We start from the raw sequence: 16,118 nt of genomic DNA, 5'->3' as shown, positions 1-16,118 counted from the left end.
TTTTGATACATTTTAACTTATTTTCTTGTAATTGGAAATTCAGCTATCCTTAATGTTGTGCAACCATAAGGGATTAAAGTGATTTCTTCTTCGGGTAAAGTTTCCGACTGGTATTGAACACTAAATGGTTGGGGCCCTGCAGAACTGTTGTACAATTGCCATTCATTTATCCGCTTCCCTTTTGTTTTAATCTCAATGGGTGCATTGTTAACATTCCAGGGATATCCTTTCATCCTTTTTTTCACTACCTGAAAATCGGTTTTAATATTTTCCGGCTTAATTGATTCTTCTTTTAAACAGTAGTTCCAGGGAGAATCGCTGTGAACTTCGTAATACCAGTCGCCATACCTGCTACCGAACTTGCGGTCATCCCGAACCTTTGTCCATTTTTCCTCCATACGCAAAGCATATAAAAGCGGCCCCCTTTCAACTGCTGCAGATCCTTCATACCAACGGGTGATAATAACACTCATTGGTAGTATTAGCTCCACTTTATCTCCTGATTTCCATTTTCTTGATAGTCTTTCAATATTTCCGCCTTTCGCCTTTAATCGAATTTCATTGTTAATTTTTATAGTAGCTTCGCTGCACCACTCAGGGATTCGCAAATAGAATGGGAACTCTGTCGATTCTATTTTTTTATCCATAATCTCTATTTGGAAATGAATTGACTCGTCGAATGGATAATCTGTTGTTTCCTCAATTTTCACAGCAGTACCGGATCCTACCTTTGCAGTTACCATACAAGGCGAATAAAAAAGTGCTGCTAAACCGTTATCTTCTGACGCGAACCAAAGGTGCTTTGTAAATTTAGGCCAACCCTGGTGCAGGTTTGAAGTGCAACAGGGATATCCAGTCAAAAGCCCAAATAATTGATCGGTGCCGTTGTAGCTGGTTACAAAATTTCTTTGATGGCGTGATATTTCTACCTGATTAAGTTGCTGGTAATATTGCCGTGCATCGTAATTGTCAGTCACCTGTGTGGGTAATGCATTAAAAGTAACTCTTTCCAGCCAGTCTGCCCATGCTACATTTCCTGTAATTTCAACCATTTTTTCCAAAGAAAACATTAGTTCAACCGCAGTACAAAGTTCAGAACCATGGGTCGGATTTCCGGTATGCAACAGCTCGTCCGCACCATATAATCCATTAGGCCAACCGTGCGCTCTCATCAAATCGGAAAATCCTTTGTTAATAGCATCAATATGTTTTGTATCCTTTGTGGCTTGATACCGGATAATTGGTTGTTTCATGCCTTGTGCCAGATTCACACAATGTACGCCAAAGAGCCTGTTAAGCATATTTCCCTCCAAAAAAGAATTTGTCCAGTCGATAGTTTGCCCGGTGATTAAATCACCCAGATCCAATAGAAATTTTTCACCGGTAATGTTATAAAGCCAATAAACGACCATTAAGTTATCTCCTCCCCGTTGTTGTCCCCAACGTGTCCAATGATTCAAGGGTTTCTGGGGCAGCTCTTTTAATTGGTATTTAAAATAGTTTGTCATAAAAGGAATGACGCGCTCATCGCCAGTTGCCTCATAATATGATTTCATGAACTTTAATACAACCATTTTTGGCCACCAGTCCTGTGCATTTGTTCTTTGTAATCCCTCTTCCGGTTTCCGATCTACAGAGGGGCCAAAATAACCATCAGGCCTCTGACTTTTCAATGTCCACTCCACCCAGGGTTGGACCTTGGCTTTTAGCAAGCTGTCATCCAGGATGTATGCTAAAGGCAACAGCCCGTCAATCCAGTAAGGCCCTCTTTCCCATACATCTCCGTCGCCTCCCAGCCATCCATTTCGAGGCCCCATAACCTCACTGTAAAGAGAGTCAAGGTGTCCTGTCATCCCGTTTTTCATCTTTAGCAACTGGCTTTTCAGCCACCCTTCAGGGCGTACTGTCCCTACTGGGAGTTCCATAAATGGTTTTGTAATTAATGGTGTACGATTATTTAAATATAAATCTGTTGTCGGTTGTTTTAATTGAGACTTGGTGCACATATTTATTACAATAAAAAATAAAATGATCAAGTTTACTTTCTTCATAATATTTCAAATTTACATAAATTAATTTATTTTTGTCTGTCTGTTTTCTTTACATGCATATCGGACCCGGAATTTTTATCTAATAGGCCGGATTTATTAAAATCGCTCTCTGTATATCAATTGTAGAATCAGTTAATAATCAAATCTTATTCTTATAAAGCATCCTTGACGCAGCGGAACCCAACCGTTGCTTTTCTTTCGAACGATGGTGAGAGCCGTAATAAATATTGCCTAAAATTCAATTCTCTAGGGCCCCCCTGTACATACCAAAAACTAGATGTGGGTAAGAAATAACTTCCTCCTTTTAACATTATATATCTATAAGTGGTATTATCATATACATCATTTGTCAACTGCCATACACAACCGACTAAATCATTTAATCCGTATGGGTTTGCTCCATCCTTATATTTTCCAACCGGGTAAAGTGAACCATCGCCCAAATTACATCGGTTTGGGTTTATTCCTTTTATCTTCCAGACAGAAAGAGTATTCGTGATGAATTCTTCTTCCCTTTCCACTGGTTTTTCCTGTATCCATGGCCATTCGTTGCCTTTTTCGGTCTGAGCCGCATACTGCCATTCTATTTCGGTCGGAATACGTTTTCCTGCCCACTTAGCATAGGCTTTTGCATCTTCAAGAGTTACATACATTACAGGATAGTTCTCTTGCCCTTTGGGAATTTGATTGTTTGTCCAGTGCTTTAGAAAATTTGCCGTATCATTTGGTTGATATCCTGTTGCCTCCAGAAATTCCCGGTATTGTCTGTTGGTGACCGAGTATTTATCCATGTAGAATTTTTTCATTACCACTTTATCTCCATTTGATGTTGGATTTTCGGGATAACTGATGAATGAGTCCCCTGTCCGGTAGCTGTCGCATTGGAATATGCCTGATGGAATGAGAACCATTCCCTGAGGCGCTTTGCCAATCCTGGCCGTTACTTCAGGTTCCGATATAAGCCGTGCTGTATAAGGGGCGAAACCTCAAAATTGTTCGTCTGGAAAACAAGCAGTTCGTTGTTTTTTTCATCGTAAAATTCAACCAGGCGCAATTTCCCGGGATACAGCCGTTTCGATTTGGCGACCGTCAGGACGACCGTTCTGTCAGTGCACAATCCCGTTGTTTCATCGATGTTGAAATTCTGCTCCACCACTGAGTAGCGCATCGTTTCCTTGGCCCTGGACACGAAGAATGCATGTGCATTGTTGAGCCGGAACAGCGCTTTGAAATCGACGTATGCCTTATCCATCAGGTAGATGCCATTGGCATAAAACGGGATTTCATCCAACACATTGCTGTCGTGTTATTTGCCGTCGGTTATCAGGATAAACTCTGGAATACTTCCACGCAAATTCAGCAAAGTGTGCATCTTGACTGCCCCCCCGGCTGTATTTGCCTTCCGCCCAAGAGCAAAGGTTGATGCTCACCGAAATGGTGGTTGAATCCAACGCGAAGATTGCATTTTCGAGATTGGCATTTTCAACCGGAAAATCAGCGTACAGAGGCTGTACAAGCCGAATGAGATAATTCCCGAAATCGGCGAAAATATGCCAGTCGCGCCTTTCGTTGGCTCGCGAAATCACCGAGGCGTCAACGTATCGTTTGATGCCCAAATGGTAAGGCTGGTGTTGGTGTGCGCGCAAATTCACGCTTATCGAGCGCAACGAGTTGAGCGTAAGTGTCTGTCCGAAAAAAAGCAGGACAAACTGGTTCCAACAATCCAACTCCCGTGTATGCCGATTGCCTTTGTACCGTTTGACGCATTTAGTAAACTCGTATCTGTCCACAAAAGACAACAGTTGGGCAAAAACATACTTCCCCAAATACATAATTTTAAGGTTTTAATTGCTGAAATTCAAAATTACGGATTCTAAATTCAAGTCCAAAAATCAAAGAACGACCATATATTGCTATATAATAAATATGTTACACGAGAATACGAAAAATTAGTACATCACTACTAAAGTAAAATTACTTACCATTTTTAAATTTAAGTTATATCTTATTCCGCGGATGCGTATCCTGGGTTCTGTTCAATAAGGTGGTTACTACCCATTGCTTGCTCAGGTATAGGAAAGCGGTTGAAGTGTGCTTTGCTAGGACCGTCTGCCGGTTTATCCCACCATGCTTCGGTAGTGTATTTGTCCCAACGTACAAGGTCAGTACGACGACGACCTTCGCCAATGAATTCAATCATCCACTCGTCGAGCATACGCCATTCGTCAAGATTGGTAGCTGTTACCGGATCAGGATCACCTTTTGGGAAATAACGGTCGCGTACTTCATTGACCAGAGTAGCTGCTCCTGCTTTATCACCTGCACGCATTTTGCATTCGGCTAACATGTAGTAAACTTCTGCAAGTCTGAATACAGGTATATCGGGATTACCTTTAAATGTTTTCTCAGTAAGCCATGGAATTGGTGAAAACTTAGCCAAGCGAACTCCTGAAGCTTCTTCTCCCCAACGTGCACCTTCTTTACCATGATCAGCTTCTGCTCCAGCTTGAGGAAAGATACGGGCTATCTGGTCAACCAACACTAATACTTCTGTTGGTTTGACCTGACGGTTACCTCCGTGACATGCATCACCTGTAACAGGGTTGATTAGTTCACCAAAATAGAACATGCCACGCCATTTACCTTCACCTTCATACGCATTTAACTGTTTGCGTATATCTGAATCGTGAAATTTTGCAAAAGGACTTCCCAGTCGATATGTGCCTTTTGAACTTGGATTATCGCTCCCAGGTAAATAAGACTTACCTTCTACGTCGAGTGAAGGAACAAGGCAATATCCGTTGTATCGGTTACCAATCTCTCCATTAGCCCAGTATTCGTTCATTCCATAGTGTGAAGAGTACGGGCCAACGCTTCTTTCGCTGATGGCGTTCTGACTTGGTACTGACCAGATGATTTCTGTTGAACGGTCGTTATTAAATCCGAAGATATTTGTCCAGTCATCTTCAAGTGCATAAGTGCCATATTTTCCGTCAATGATATCCTGACAGATAGTTGCTGCCTCTGCATACATATCTTTTCTTATGTATGATTCTGCATTAAAGTATAGACGGGCTTTTAATAAAGCAGCTGCTGCCTGATTGATTGCTCCTGTTTCCTGAGCTCCAAGAACTGTCTTTTTAGGCAATTGTGGGATAGCTTCAGTAAGAAGGCTGTCAATGAATTTGAATGTTTCCACATCTGTAGCACGTGGCTGAATATCTCCCTTTGTGGAAATATACAGAGGCACACCTCCAAACATGTCAAGTCCGAACCAATAGAAATAGGCCGATAATGTTTGCAATTGCATCAATACAGCTTCGCGACTGCCTGCGGGGAATCCCAGTTCGTCAAAATTAACATACTGGTCTATATCATCTTTTGCACTCCATGCTTGCGCTATACCCATTGAAAAGGCTCTCCAGGCATCGTAAACGCCACGGGTTGTAGGGGTAAAATCGTGATGATACATTCTTAAGTAGTTACCACCGTCGTACCAGTCGTTATAACGCGATGGTACAAGCATTTCGTCTGTGGTGAATTCTTGCAGCATAACAAAGTTAGAGTGAGCCTGTCCAGAGGCCAAACACCATGCCCAGTGAGTGAAAGCACGCCCCATTCTCTGATATACCTTTTCTTGTGTATCAAAAAACAGATCGGGTGTTGATTGTGAATAGTATATAGGTTCTACTTCACATGATTTGAAAATGGAAGAGATAGCGATTAATGCTATTATTGTTATTAATAATTTGTACTTTTTCATAATTGTGTCTATTAGAAGTTTAACTGAAGGCCAAAAGTGAATGTTCTGGTTTGTGGATAAATATTGCCTTTTCTCTCAATACCGGCATCCCATCCTGTGATATCAATTTCGGGATTCAATCCTGGGTATTTGGTGAAAGTATATACGTTATCTCCTGTAAAATAGAATCTGATTGAATTGATCATATCAGTATATTTTCTCATTGCTAAAGTATATCCTAATGATAGGTTCTGAATCTTCAGGAAAGTTCCGTCATAGAGGAAATAATCACTTGGAGAGGGGCGCCCTGTAATATGTCCGTTCTTTTCAATTGCATCGTACAGCATATTGCCCTGAGCCACGTTCCTTAAACCATATTCAAGTTCGATAGCATTATAGATATCAAAATCGATCCAGCTGGTAAGAGTCATATTGAAGTCCCAGTTTTTATATCCTAAATTGTGAGTCCATCCTGCCATGATAATAGGAGTGAAGTTCTTCTGATAAACGCGGTCGTCAACAGTTCCATCATCAGAGAAGATTACATTATCATCTTTGTCATAAATCTGGAAACGTCCTTCACTTACACCTGCATAGCGATACATGAAATAGCTTCCTACTTCAACATTCTCTTCAATTCTGTGAGCATATTCAACCCAGTTGTTGATGTAACCTCCGTTGATATAAGTCTGATTTCCCCAAAGTGAACCGATGAAAGTTTTGTTGTGAGTCAGATTTAATGATGTATTGTAATTCCAGTTTCTTCCTCTTACAATATCTGCACCAAGTTCAATTTCCCAACCACGGTTGTTCATTGTTCCGATGTTCTTATACATGCTTGATTCTGTATTAGGTGGTTGAGGAACTTCCACGCTGTAGATCAAACCTTCAATGTTACGTCTGTAGAAATCGAGTTTACCGTATAATCTGTTGTCAAGTACTGAAAAGTCAACCCCTACGTTCCACTCATGTTTTTCTTCCCATCCTAAGTCTTCATTAAGATTAGTTGTGGCTCCATAGCTCATTGCCCAGTTTCCTGTTGGCATCAGCCATCTGGTATCAGAACCATACATTCTTGCCGCGTAATTGGCAGAGAAACCCTCATTACCAGTTACACCATAAGCAACACGAAGTTTCAGGTCATTTAGCCAGTTTACATCTTCAAGGAAGCTTTCATTTGATAGACGCCATCCTCCGGATAGTGACCAGAAGTTACCCCATCTGTTGTTTACAGCAAATTTACTTGATCCTTCACGTCGTGCAGAGGCAGTCGCCATATACGTATCATTGTATGAATAGTTTGCACGCATGAAATAAGCCATCAGTCGCTCAGTAATGTTTTTTGAAGATCCCATACTGGCGAGTCCTTCTGTTAATCTCGTTCCTTCGCCAAGGTTCCAGAACATTACGCGGTCATTGGTGAAATTACCGTTAGCAGCATTAAATCCGTCACCATTTCTTTCGAAATAGCTATAACCTGCAACAGCATTTACTGTATGCAGACCAAATTCGTTAAGATATGACAAGTAACCGTCGGTATTAAACAGTTCGGTTTTACTGTAGTTCATTTCGGCCCATCCTTTGCGACCTGCTCTAAGCTCTTCACGAGAGAACATTGAACGATAATAATGTCTTTCCCACTGTCTGTTTTCATAAGCAAAAGTATGCTGATAAGACAAGCCTTCGACTGGCAGGATATTCAATTTTAGAGACACGTCGGGACGGAACCATTTATCCATTCCTTCGTTAGTTTTGAGTGCTGCTTCACCTATCTCGTTCATCTCGGTATTATCACCTGTTGTCCAAATGTTCCATCCAGTCTGACTGCTGGGGTCACGCACAGCCTGTGTAGGATTGGCGCGCATAATTCCTTCAATAGAAGGGCTACTCTGATTACGTTTTGCTTGTCTGTAGCTTAAGTGTGATGAAACATCAAGCCATTCATTAAGCAATTTGAAATCTGTATTGATACGGCCTGCATAATCCTGGCGGTCGTCTCCACGTAAAACACCTTTGTTTTCGTCATACATTAATGATGCAAAAATACGGGCAGTTTCCTGTCCTCCCTGCAGTGTCACTATATGTCTCTGAGATGTGGGATTGTCTCTCAAGGCTTCAACCCACCAGTCAGTCTCATGCCCTTCATCGTTCTTCGCACCTTCATAAGTTGCAATATAATCTTGTGCATTAAGTAGATCAGGTTTACCGAATGCTTTCTTGAGAAGCAGCTCACTCGTGTAGGTAGCTTGTAATTTACCAGTAGACGCTTTCTTGGTTGTAACTAATATTACACCACCTGTAGCTCTTGTACCATAGATCGCACCTGCAGAAGCATCCTTTAATACGTCGATCGATTGAATCTCCTCTGCTGAAAGAGTGCGGATGTCACCGCCCGGCATACCGTCAATTACAATTAGTGGTGCCCGCGATGTGTTGATTGATGCCATACCCCGCAGCTGGAAAGTGTTTCCTGAGTTGGGGCTTGCCGTACCTGACATTACCAAACCAGCAACTTTTCCCTGCAATGCGTTAGCAATGGAAGAACCACCCACACCTTTCGGCAGGTCGCTTGCAGATAGTGAAGTAATGGAACTGGTAACCTGTTTCTTTTGCATTGTTCCATATCCCACTACCACCAGCTCGTCCAATAGTTCGGCATCCGAAGCCATGACTACATCGATGTCGGTGCGACCCTTTACTGGAATGATTTGGGTAACCATTCCTACATAACTGAACTGCAGTGAAGCATTAGAAGGAACATTGTTTAATCTATAATTGCCTTCTATATCGGTAACTGTACCAATATTGGCATTGTTTTCCACCATAACGGTAGCACCGATAACTGACATGCCTTTAGCATCGGTTACAGATCCATTTACCGTAATGTTCTGGGCAAATAGCCCACAGGATACTGTCCACAACATGGCAAACAGAAATCCTTTCCATTTGGAATTTGAATGTGTTTTTTTCATTCTTCTCGCATTTTTAAATTAATACCTAAAAGTCTCAAATAAAAGTTGCATGTGTCAGATAAAGTATTTATCTTTAAGGTGTTAAATAAAAAAATAACACTCACCCGACACATGCAATACAAAAAATAGTAAAAAAATCTCATTTACTGCCAGTTCAGTAAAGAAAGAGTTCAGTTCAGAACAATTAACGTCATATTCAGGGTTAAGCGTAACCTCTGATTTTATCAACCATTGCGGCATTTATCGTCGGTTGGAACATCTTTTCCCAACCACCCGGCACAATGCAAGCCGTTTCAGTACAGCCCAAATACTCTCAAGTGTCCTGTTGGCTTCGTTGTGCGGTGTTCACCGTTTGAAGCGGATTGAAAATTTCACCTTTGACGCCTTGGTTTCCCGCTTGTTGAAGTTACCCAAGAACATTGACGAGGACACCATACGCCGCCATTTGACAGGTTTGGGTGAAAGGGGCGCCCGTTCGCTTCACGAGTTGTTATTGGATTTTACCGGCTTGCAAGTTTCCCGTTGCGGGTTAAAACGCGTGACGCTTGATTGCGACTCAAGCACATTTACCGTTTACGGCAACCAACAAGGAGCTGAAGTGGGTTACAACTCGCATAAAAAGGGCGCGAAAAGCTATCACCCCATCTTATGTTTCGTCACGGAGATGAAACTGCTTGTCAATTCGTGGCTCCGCCCGGTTCAAGCTACACCTCAAACGGCGTTTGTGAATTTGTCAAAGAAACCTTGGCCGCTCTTCCCCAAAAAGGTGGAGAAGGTTTTTTTCAGGGCAGACAGCGGCTTTTTTCAATGGTGGATTGTTTGATTTGCTGGAAGAGGGCAAACATGAATATTTGGTGAAAGTAAAGCTGAAAAAACCTGAAAGATTTGCTTGCCGGGCAGACATGGCAACCGGTTGACCCACGGACGGCGACCTGCCGGTTTATACATCAATGTAGCGGTTGGAGGAATCCCCGCATGTTTTATGCCGTGCGCATCATAAAGCAAATGGTTGAAGTCGATTATTTTGGCGAAAAACAATTTGTACCCGAGTATGAGTACTTTTGCTATTGCTCGAACCTGAAAGGATTGGATGCCTTGCAGCTCCATACCCTTTATGGATCCCGATCAGAGAGTGAGAATTGGATCGAGCAAACCAAAAACTCGCTTTGTGCGGGAAAAACCATCACGCATGATTTTTGGGTAAACGATATTCTTTGGCAACTTTCGTCATTTGCCTACAGTTTATCGGTGCTCATGCGATACCGGGGCGACTTTTGGGTTTGGCGCCAAGAGCACTCTACCTTCCGAGAATGGTTTATCCGAGTGCCGGGTAAAGTGGTGAAATCCGGCAGGCAGGTCACGGTAAAAATGCCTAAGGAGTATTACCGAAAAGCGGGGTGGCGTGATTTTGAGCAGCGAATAACGACAACGATGACCGGATGACGGATTTTCACTTAATCGTCCATCGCCATCTTTCGTGTCGTAAAAGGGTTTATGACAAGGAATTGCCATGCCTTGGAAGAGTGATAATGTTAATATATATAAAAAATGCCACCATAAAAAGTAAATCAACACGTTAAACGTGCAAGAAACAGTGAAGATGAAAAGAAAATAAAACGGTATCTCTCGAAAAAAAAGAGAAATTCCGCTTTGAAAACTATTAATTTGAGTTGGGAATTTTAAATGAGATTTTTTAAGTAATAATCATTATTCATACTATTTTTTGGTATCATATTAGTTTTTATGATATAAAACATGGATTTTCTAATTATGAGTCTATTTTGAAAAGTTCCTGGCATTTTTTCATGAAAATCCCTGACCATTCGGAAGTGATGATTAATATTTCAAAACGGCGCTGAAAACAGCACCTTAATTGTTTGCATATTAGTGTATATTTCAGTAACTTAGAGCAAAGCTTAAAGCTTGCAAATAATGTTCAAAGAGTTCGGAAAGAACCCACAACTAGACATGTTTTCATCCCCTTCCGGGATGCTAAGAGGCTCCTCGTTGAAAGATTACTTGAAAAATGACTTTTGGGATAATATTTCCCGCTAACCCGTTGTAACACGTGTAAACGAAGACATTTTAAAGGTCCTTTATTCTTCCGATAACGGCTCTTCCAACACCTCTGTGCGTGTCCTGGTTGTAATGGTGATCCTGATGATACCCCTCCTTCTCCTTCCACTTACTAACTTTTCCGATAAAAGGCAATGGATTACAACAGGGAAAATAGTGTGGACTTGTTCAAGGAATGCATGCAGCAGATCACGCGAAGTCAAATTCTTGACTTCAAAGTCCGCGGCAAGTAAATCCGTGTGGATATCAAGCTGATAGGTTCCAATATAGCTTGGTACTCTCGCTATGAACTCGTACACGAGACCCTCGTTTTGTTCATTGAAGAGCGTGCTGAGCATATTTACAAGCGCAGCCTGTCAGAGTCCGAGTTCTCGCTGATTGACCATACCATGGATGAGCCGGGGAATAAGTTCGTATATCGCAACAACAAGGAGGAGGTAAATACTAATACTTAACGCTTGAGAGTGTTCGTACATACATGCTTAGGGAAAAACTACGAGATGTTCCCATAGAGGAGAAATGGAAGCGCAACAATGTCGAGGCTTCCATGTTTCAACTTGGATTCCCTTGCAATAACGGCAAAACTCGCTACCGAGAGATTGCCGCCAACCAACTGTGGCCGCACTCCGGGGCTACGTGGATAAACTTCAGGAGAATACTGAAATACGTGATGCAAACAAATAAAGATCACTTCGAGTCAAAAAAGGCTCGCATTTTCCATTAAAATATGGATATATATCAAAAATAATGTAAGTTCAGTAATTAATTTTTAAGCAACTCCCTCCCTAAATATCTCATTTTTTTACGTTTTTGAAAAAAAGGTTTTAGGAGTGGACTCAATGTTTAGAGAATCCTCTTCCTTTTACGCCACACACATTGATTAGAGCATCTTTAACCCCCTTTTTAATAAGGATAAGTACACCCAATTTTTCTATTAAGATATCCATACGTATTCTGAAAATTTTTCTTATTAAAATTAAATTTGAGAACTCATTATATCGGAAATATCGCTTTTACAATATTCTTGCGAAATGATGTTATAGAAAGTGATTCAAAAATATTTCAAATAGAATGAATAGTCAATCCAAAGATGGACAAATTAAAGTGTTAAGGATTGAAATATTGTTCCAATTAAATGCAAAATTGTGTCAAAATAAGGTTAACAATTATTCCGGGGAGGATTAAAAATCCTTAGGCGAAACTCCAAACTGTTTAAAAAAGCACTTCGAAAAATAGTTCGGTGAACTAAAACCTACCATATATGCAATTTCGCTGATTTGATATTGTTTTTCTTTTATCAGCTCAGCTGCTTTTTTAAGCCTTATGAGCATAATAAAATCATTTGGAGAAAGTTCGGATACATTTTTGACTTTCCTATAGAGAGTTGATCGGCTGACAGCCATTTCCTCAGCTAGTTTGTCAATATTCAGATCAGGTTCATCAAGGTTATCATGAATAATAGCAATTAGTCTTTGTAAGAAATCCTCATCTGCTTTTGAGTGAGTAATGCTTTGATAAGCAAGTTCGGGTGAGTTCCTGAACATTTCCTGCATTTTTCTTCGGCTCTCCAGCAGGTTCTCAATTCTGGCCAGAAGATAATCGGTAGAGTACGGTTTCTCAATATATTCGTCTGCACCACAATTAATCCCTTCAATTTTGGATTCCAAATTGGTTCTGGCAGTTAATAGGATGACCGGTATATGACTATACTTAATGTTCTCCTTCATTGTTTTGCAAAATTCCAATCCATCCATTATAGGCATCATTATATCACAAATTACTATATCTACATTTTCCTTATCCAAAATGTCTAGAGCCTCCATTCCGTTTTTACACTGCAATACATGATATTTTTTTATCAAATGTTTATAGAGAAGATGCTGAAACTCCTCGTTATCTTCCACAGTGAGAATTGTTGGTGTAGCACTTGGCTTTTGACTTTTCAGCAAGGCTATTTGTGAGGATTCTGTTTTTTCGAATTGATCCTCTTCATCGTGAATATTTATACTTTGTTCCTGCTTAATTGGAAGAGTCATCACAAAGATTGTCTTTCCCATTTTAGAGTTATCACAACAGATCGTTCCCTTATGCAGCTCCACCAGCGACTTTACAAACGCAAGGCCCAAACCTGTTCCCTGGATGTTTTTGTTCAATTTAAATAAAGGTTCAAATATTTTTTCGACGTATTCGTCAGGAATTACATCACCATCATTTTCAATTTTTATTTCAAAGTATTTTTCATTGCACCTTAAACCCAGCTCTATGACTGTATGAGAATGTTTTAACGCATTTGAGAATAAATTACTTAATATTTTCGTTAAGACTTCCCTGTCAACATCGGCATAAAGGCTCTTGATTGAATAGAGTGTGTTAAATGTAATTTTTTTGGATTCAAAACTCGGCTTGAATCTATTAATTGTTTCGTTTACAATATTTATGATATCGGCTTTTGCAAAATTTAATCTGAGAACCTGTGATTCCGTCTTCCTAAAATCCATTAATTCATTCACCAGCTTCAACAATCTGTTGACATTTCGTTGGATAATTGTAAGATTTTCCAGATAGGGACTTTGCCGGTCGATATTTTTAATAACATCTTCCAATGGGATCTTAATCAGGCTTAAAGGAGTTCTTATCTCGTGTGTAATATGTGTAAAGAATTCAATTTTTGCAGTATATAGTTCCTTCTCCTTGGTGTTTTCAAGTTCTTTGAGTACCCTTGCATTACGGCGTTTAGCTTTTCTAACAATGTTGCGTATGCTATAATACAGGATGGCACCTGCTATTGCAAGATAGAGTAAGTACGCCCATACTGTCTGGTACCATGGTGGTAAAATATTGATAGACAGGGATACGCCTGTTTCGTTCCAGATTCCGTCACTGTTAGCTCCTTTTACTTTAAATGTATAACTTCCCGGTGATAAATCTGTATAATTTACCTGATGGGCCTGGTAGCCAAAAATCCAGTCGTTATCACGTCCCTCTAATTTATATGCGTAAATATTACCTTTAGGATAGACGTAGCTAAGGGCGGCAAAGCCAATGCTAAATACTGAAGAATTATATGGGATGTTGATGCTATTGCTATGTGTGATAGAGTTTATTAATGGAGACTCTTCGTCATTTAAAGAAACTTCTTTATTTTGAATTTGGAAACTGGTCAGAACTAGCGGTGGAATGTATTCATTAATGCCCAAATCACATGGATTAAATGCCACAAAGCCTTTAACGCCTCCAAAGTATATTTTACCGTTATGATCTTTAAATCCGGACTTGTAATTGAACTGATCTCCCAATAGTCCGTTCGAATGTGTATAAATTATAACATCCAAGCTCTCAGGATCAAGCCTGAAAATCCCCTTGTTTGTGCTGCCCCAAATATACCCTTTCGGATCCTCTATCAGCTTGTAGATAACATCGTTGGGTAAGCCTGTGTTAGAAGTAATTAAAGTAGAAAAGGAGTTTGACTCTCTGTTGAAGACTCCAATACCTGCCCCTTCCGTACCTATCCATAATCTGTTTTTTTTATCTTGTAACAGGCAAATAATTGATTTTCCGGTATCCTCGTCTTGTGTTTCAGATGCTGATAAATAGTGATGCCATACTTCTGAGAATCTGTCGTATGAGAAAACTCCATTGCCAATTGTGGCAAACCATAGAGTGCCTCTATAGTCTTCAAGTATATCGTTAACCTGGTTTTTTATGATTTCCTCCTTAATTCTCCTAAAGTCGTCTGTCTGCTCATTGTAGTATTGCAAGCCGGTCGATGACCCGATCCATATTCTTCCTGAGGTATCCTTATAAATTGAATAAATATTATCATCTTTTATCGAGTAGTCTGACACACCGTTTTTATACGAATCCACCTCTTGAGTTTCTAGATTCATAACATGAAGACCATCAGAAAATGTTCCTACCCATAATCTGTCTTCATCGCATAACAGGGAATGAATATTTCCTGATGTTATCGGGCTTTTAGTGAACTCTATAGTTATTGGGTTAAATTTATTAAGTCCGGCATCTTCTGTCCCGATCCAAATGTTTTTCTTTTTGTCTTCACAAAACTCACTGATACTTTTCCCACTTATTGAGTTTTTACCAGGTTTCGGATAGTATTTTTCAAACTGTGTGAAAGAGTTATGGAAATAGCTGACCCCACCAAAAAAAGTACCAACCCATACCCCTCCTTCTTTATCCTGGTAAAGACTGTGAATTGCGTTGTCGGATAATGAATAAGGATTATTATGACTATGTTTAAGATTAACAAAATCATTTGTTCTTAAATCATAGATAAATACACCTTCCTCAGTACCGATCCACAGTTCCTGATTGTCAGTTTTTATCATACACCGTACAAAGAGAGGTGAATTGTCCTGTCCCTTCTCCAAAAACGGAGTAAATTTTTCGGTATGCAAATCGAACCGTTGTACACCCTTATTGACCGTCCCGACCAACAGATAGCTGGAGCTAAATGACAAAATGGTATTAATATCGTTCTCTGAAATCTTATTCCTTTTCTCATCTATCAGAAACTCCTTCACTTGAGCAGATGCCGGGTTAATTTTAAGCAATCCCCGCCCATAGGTCGCCACCCATACGTTGCCATCCACATCAAAATCAAATTTTCGTACGTTTGTATTCTTCAACCGATATATTTTAAGTTCTTTTTCATTGCTCAAACAATATATACCCTTGTCTTGTACACCTATCCAAATATTCCCTTTCCCATCTCTTTTTAAATCCCTGACTGCGCCCTCCACCTTTTCCCCGTCAGTCGTTTTCATATCGAAACGGAAAAATTTTTCACACATTGGATCGTAAATATATATTCCGTTGGTTGTCCCAACCCATATCTTCTCATTGCTATCTTGGAGCAGCGACAGGATTTTATTTGAACCGATGCTACGGCTATTTTCGTTGTCTTTCTTAAAGATTTTAAACCTTAGCCCGTCGTACCGGTTCAACCCGTCTAACGTGCCAAACCAAATGAAACCGGTTTTATCCTGTAAGATAGAATATACCATATTTTGCGAAAGGCCGTCCTCTACAGCCATATTTCTGAAATAATAATCGGAGTTTTTGGCCAAAGATGCCGGTGATAACAGCAAACCGCCCAGGCAAAACAACACGGCTGTTATTATAGGTACTTTCGTATTCATTATTCATCCAAAATTAATGTCGAGGTTAATTAATAACTAAAGTAATTATTTTTTCGGTAAATTTTATTTATTTTCACCTCTTATAAACGGGAATTGTGCGAAATGGGAAGATAGTATC

At 40.1% G+C, this 16,118-nt stretch carries 12 protein-coding genes; 4 read left to right on the top strand and 8 right to left on the bottom strand.

The window, feature by feature from the left end; translation table 11 throughout:
* Positions 1-17: 17 nt before the first annotated feature.
* The 6 genes from KDN43_RS02770 to KDN43_RS02745 form a co-directional block, all read right to left on the bottom strand.
* Positions 18-2,051, bottom strand: a complete 2,034-nt coding sequence (locus tag KDN43_RS02770; RefSeq protein WP_407681777.1) for a beta-L-arabinofuranosidase domain-containing protein — start codon at positions 2,049-2,051, stop codon at positions 18-20.
* Between the two features lie 152 nt (positions 2,052-2,203).
* Positions 2,204-2,962, bottom strand: coding sequence for a formylglycine-generating enzyme family protein (locus tag KDN43_RS02765; RefSeq protein ID WP_238868172.1), 759 nt, complete (start codon positions 2,960-2,962; stop codon positions 2,204-2,206).
* A 29-nt stretch (positions 2,963-2,991) separates the two neighbouring features.
* Positions 2,992-3,345 (bottom strand): hypothetical protein, encoded by a 354-nt coding sequence (locus tag KDN43_RS02760; protein ID WP_238868171.1) that lies wholly within the window; start codon positions 3,343-3,345, stop codon positions 2,992-2,994.
* Positions 3,335-3,883 (bottom strand): DUF4372 domain-containing protein, encoded by a 549-nt coding sequence (locus KDN43_RS02755; protein WP_238868170.1) that lies wholly within the window; start codon positions 3,881-3,883, stop codon positions 3,335-3,337. The genes KDN43_RS02760 and KDN43_RS02755 overlap by 11 nt, the downstream gene beginning before the upstream one ends.
* A 173-nt stretch (positions 3,884-4,056) precedes the next feature.
* Positions 4,057-5,814 carry a RagB/SusD family nutrient uptake outer membrane protein gene (locus KDN43_RS02750; protein WP_238868169.1) on the bottom strand — a complete coding sequence of 586 codons (1,758 nt, stop codon included), beginning with the start codon at positions 5,812-5,814 and terminating at the stop codon, positions 4,057-4,059.
* Between the two features lie 11 nt (positions 5,815-5,825).
* On the bottom strand, positions 5,826-8,765 hold the full coding sequence (locus tag KDN43_RS02745; protein WP_238868168.1) for a SusC/RagA family TonB-linked outer membrane protein: 2,940 nt from the start codon (positions 8,763-8,765) through the stop codon (positions 5,826-5,828).
* A gap of 136 nt (positions 8,766-8,901) precedes the next feature.
* Here KDN43_RS02745 and KDN43_RS16405 point away from each other — a divergent pair, with 136 nt between their 5' ends.
* Entirely contained in the window at positions 8,902-9,588 is a 687-nt protein-coding gene (locus KDN43_RS16405; RefSeq protein WP_256448745.1) for a transposase, read from the top strand.
* 62 nt (positions 9,589-9,650) lie between these two features.
* Entirely contained in the window at positions 9,651-10,208 is a 558-nt protein-coding gene (locus KDN43_RS16400) for a transposase (RefSeq protein WP_238866549.1), read from the top strand.
* A 653-nt stretch (positions 10,209-10,861) separates the two neighbouring features.
* Here the strand turns inward: KDN43_RS16400 and KDN43_RS02735 are convergent.
* Complete coding sequence (locus KDN43_RS02735) at positions 10,862-11,140, bottom strand: hypothetical protein (protein ID WP_238868167.1); 279 nt, start codon at positions 11,138-11,140, stop codon at positions 10,862-10,864.
* A 12-nt stretch (positions 11,141-11,152) separates the two neighbouring features.
* Here KDN43_RS02735 and KDN43_RS02730 point away from each other — a divergent pair, with 12 nt between their 5' ends.
* Together KDN43_RS02730 and KDN43_RS02725 are read left to right on the top strand one after the other, a co-directional pair.
* The gene (locus KDN43_RS02730) at positions 11,153-11,296 is read left to right on the top strand and encodes a hypothetical protein (RefSeq protein WP_238868166.1); all 144 of its coding nucleotides are present in this window, start codon (positions 11,153-11,155) and stop codon (positions 11,294-11,296) included.
* A 23-nt stretch (positions 11,297-11,319) separates the two neighbouring features.
* On the top strand, positions 11,320-11,565 hold the full coding sequence (locus KDN43_RS02725) for a hypothetical protein (RefSeq protein WP_238868165.1): 246 nt from the start codon (positions 11,320-11,322) through the stop codon (positions 11,563-11,565).
* 457 nt (positions 11,566-12,022) lie between these two features.
* On the opposite strand, the gene KDN43_RS02720 is transcribed toward KDN43_RS02725, so the two are convergent.
* Positions 12,023-16,000: a hybrid sensor histidine kinase/response regulator gene (locus tag KDN43_RS02720; protein ID WP_238868164.1), complete on the bottom strand. Its 3,978-nt coding sequence runs from the start codon at positions 15,998-16,000 to the stop codon at positions 12,023-12,025.
* Positions 16,001-16,118 lie beyond the last annotated feature (118 nt).

This window comes from Proteiniphilum propionicum (assembly GCF_022267555.1).
Lineage (GTDB): Bacteria > Bacteroidota > Bacteroidia > Bacteroidales > Dysgonomonadaceae > Proteiniphilum > Proteiniphilum propionicum.
This window is presented reverse-complemented; position numbering and strand designations above follow the sequence as displayed.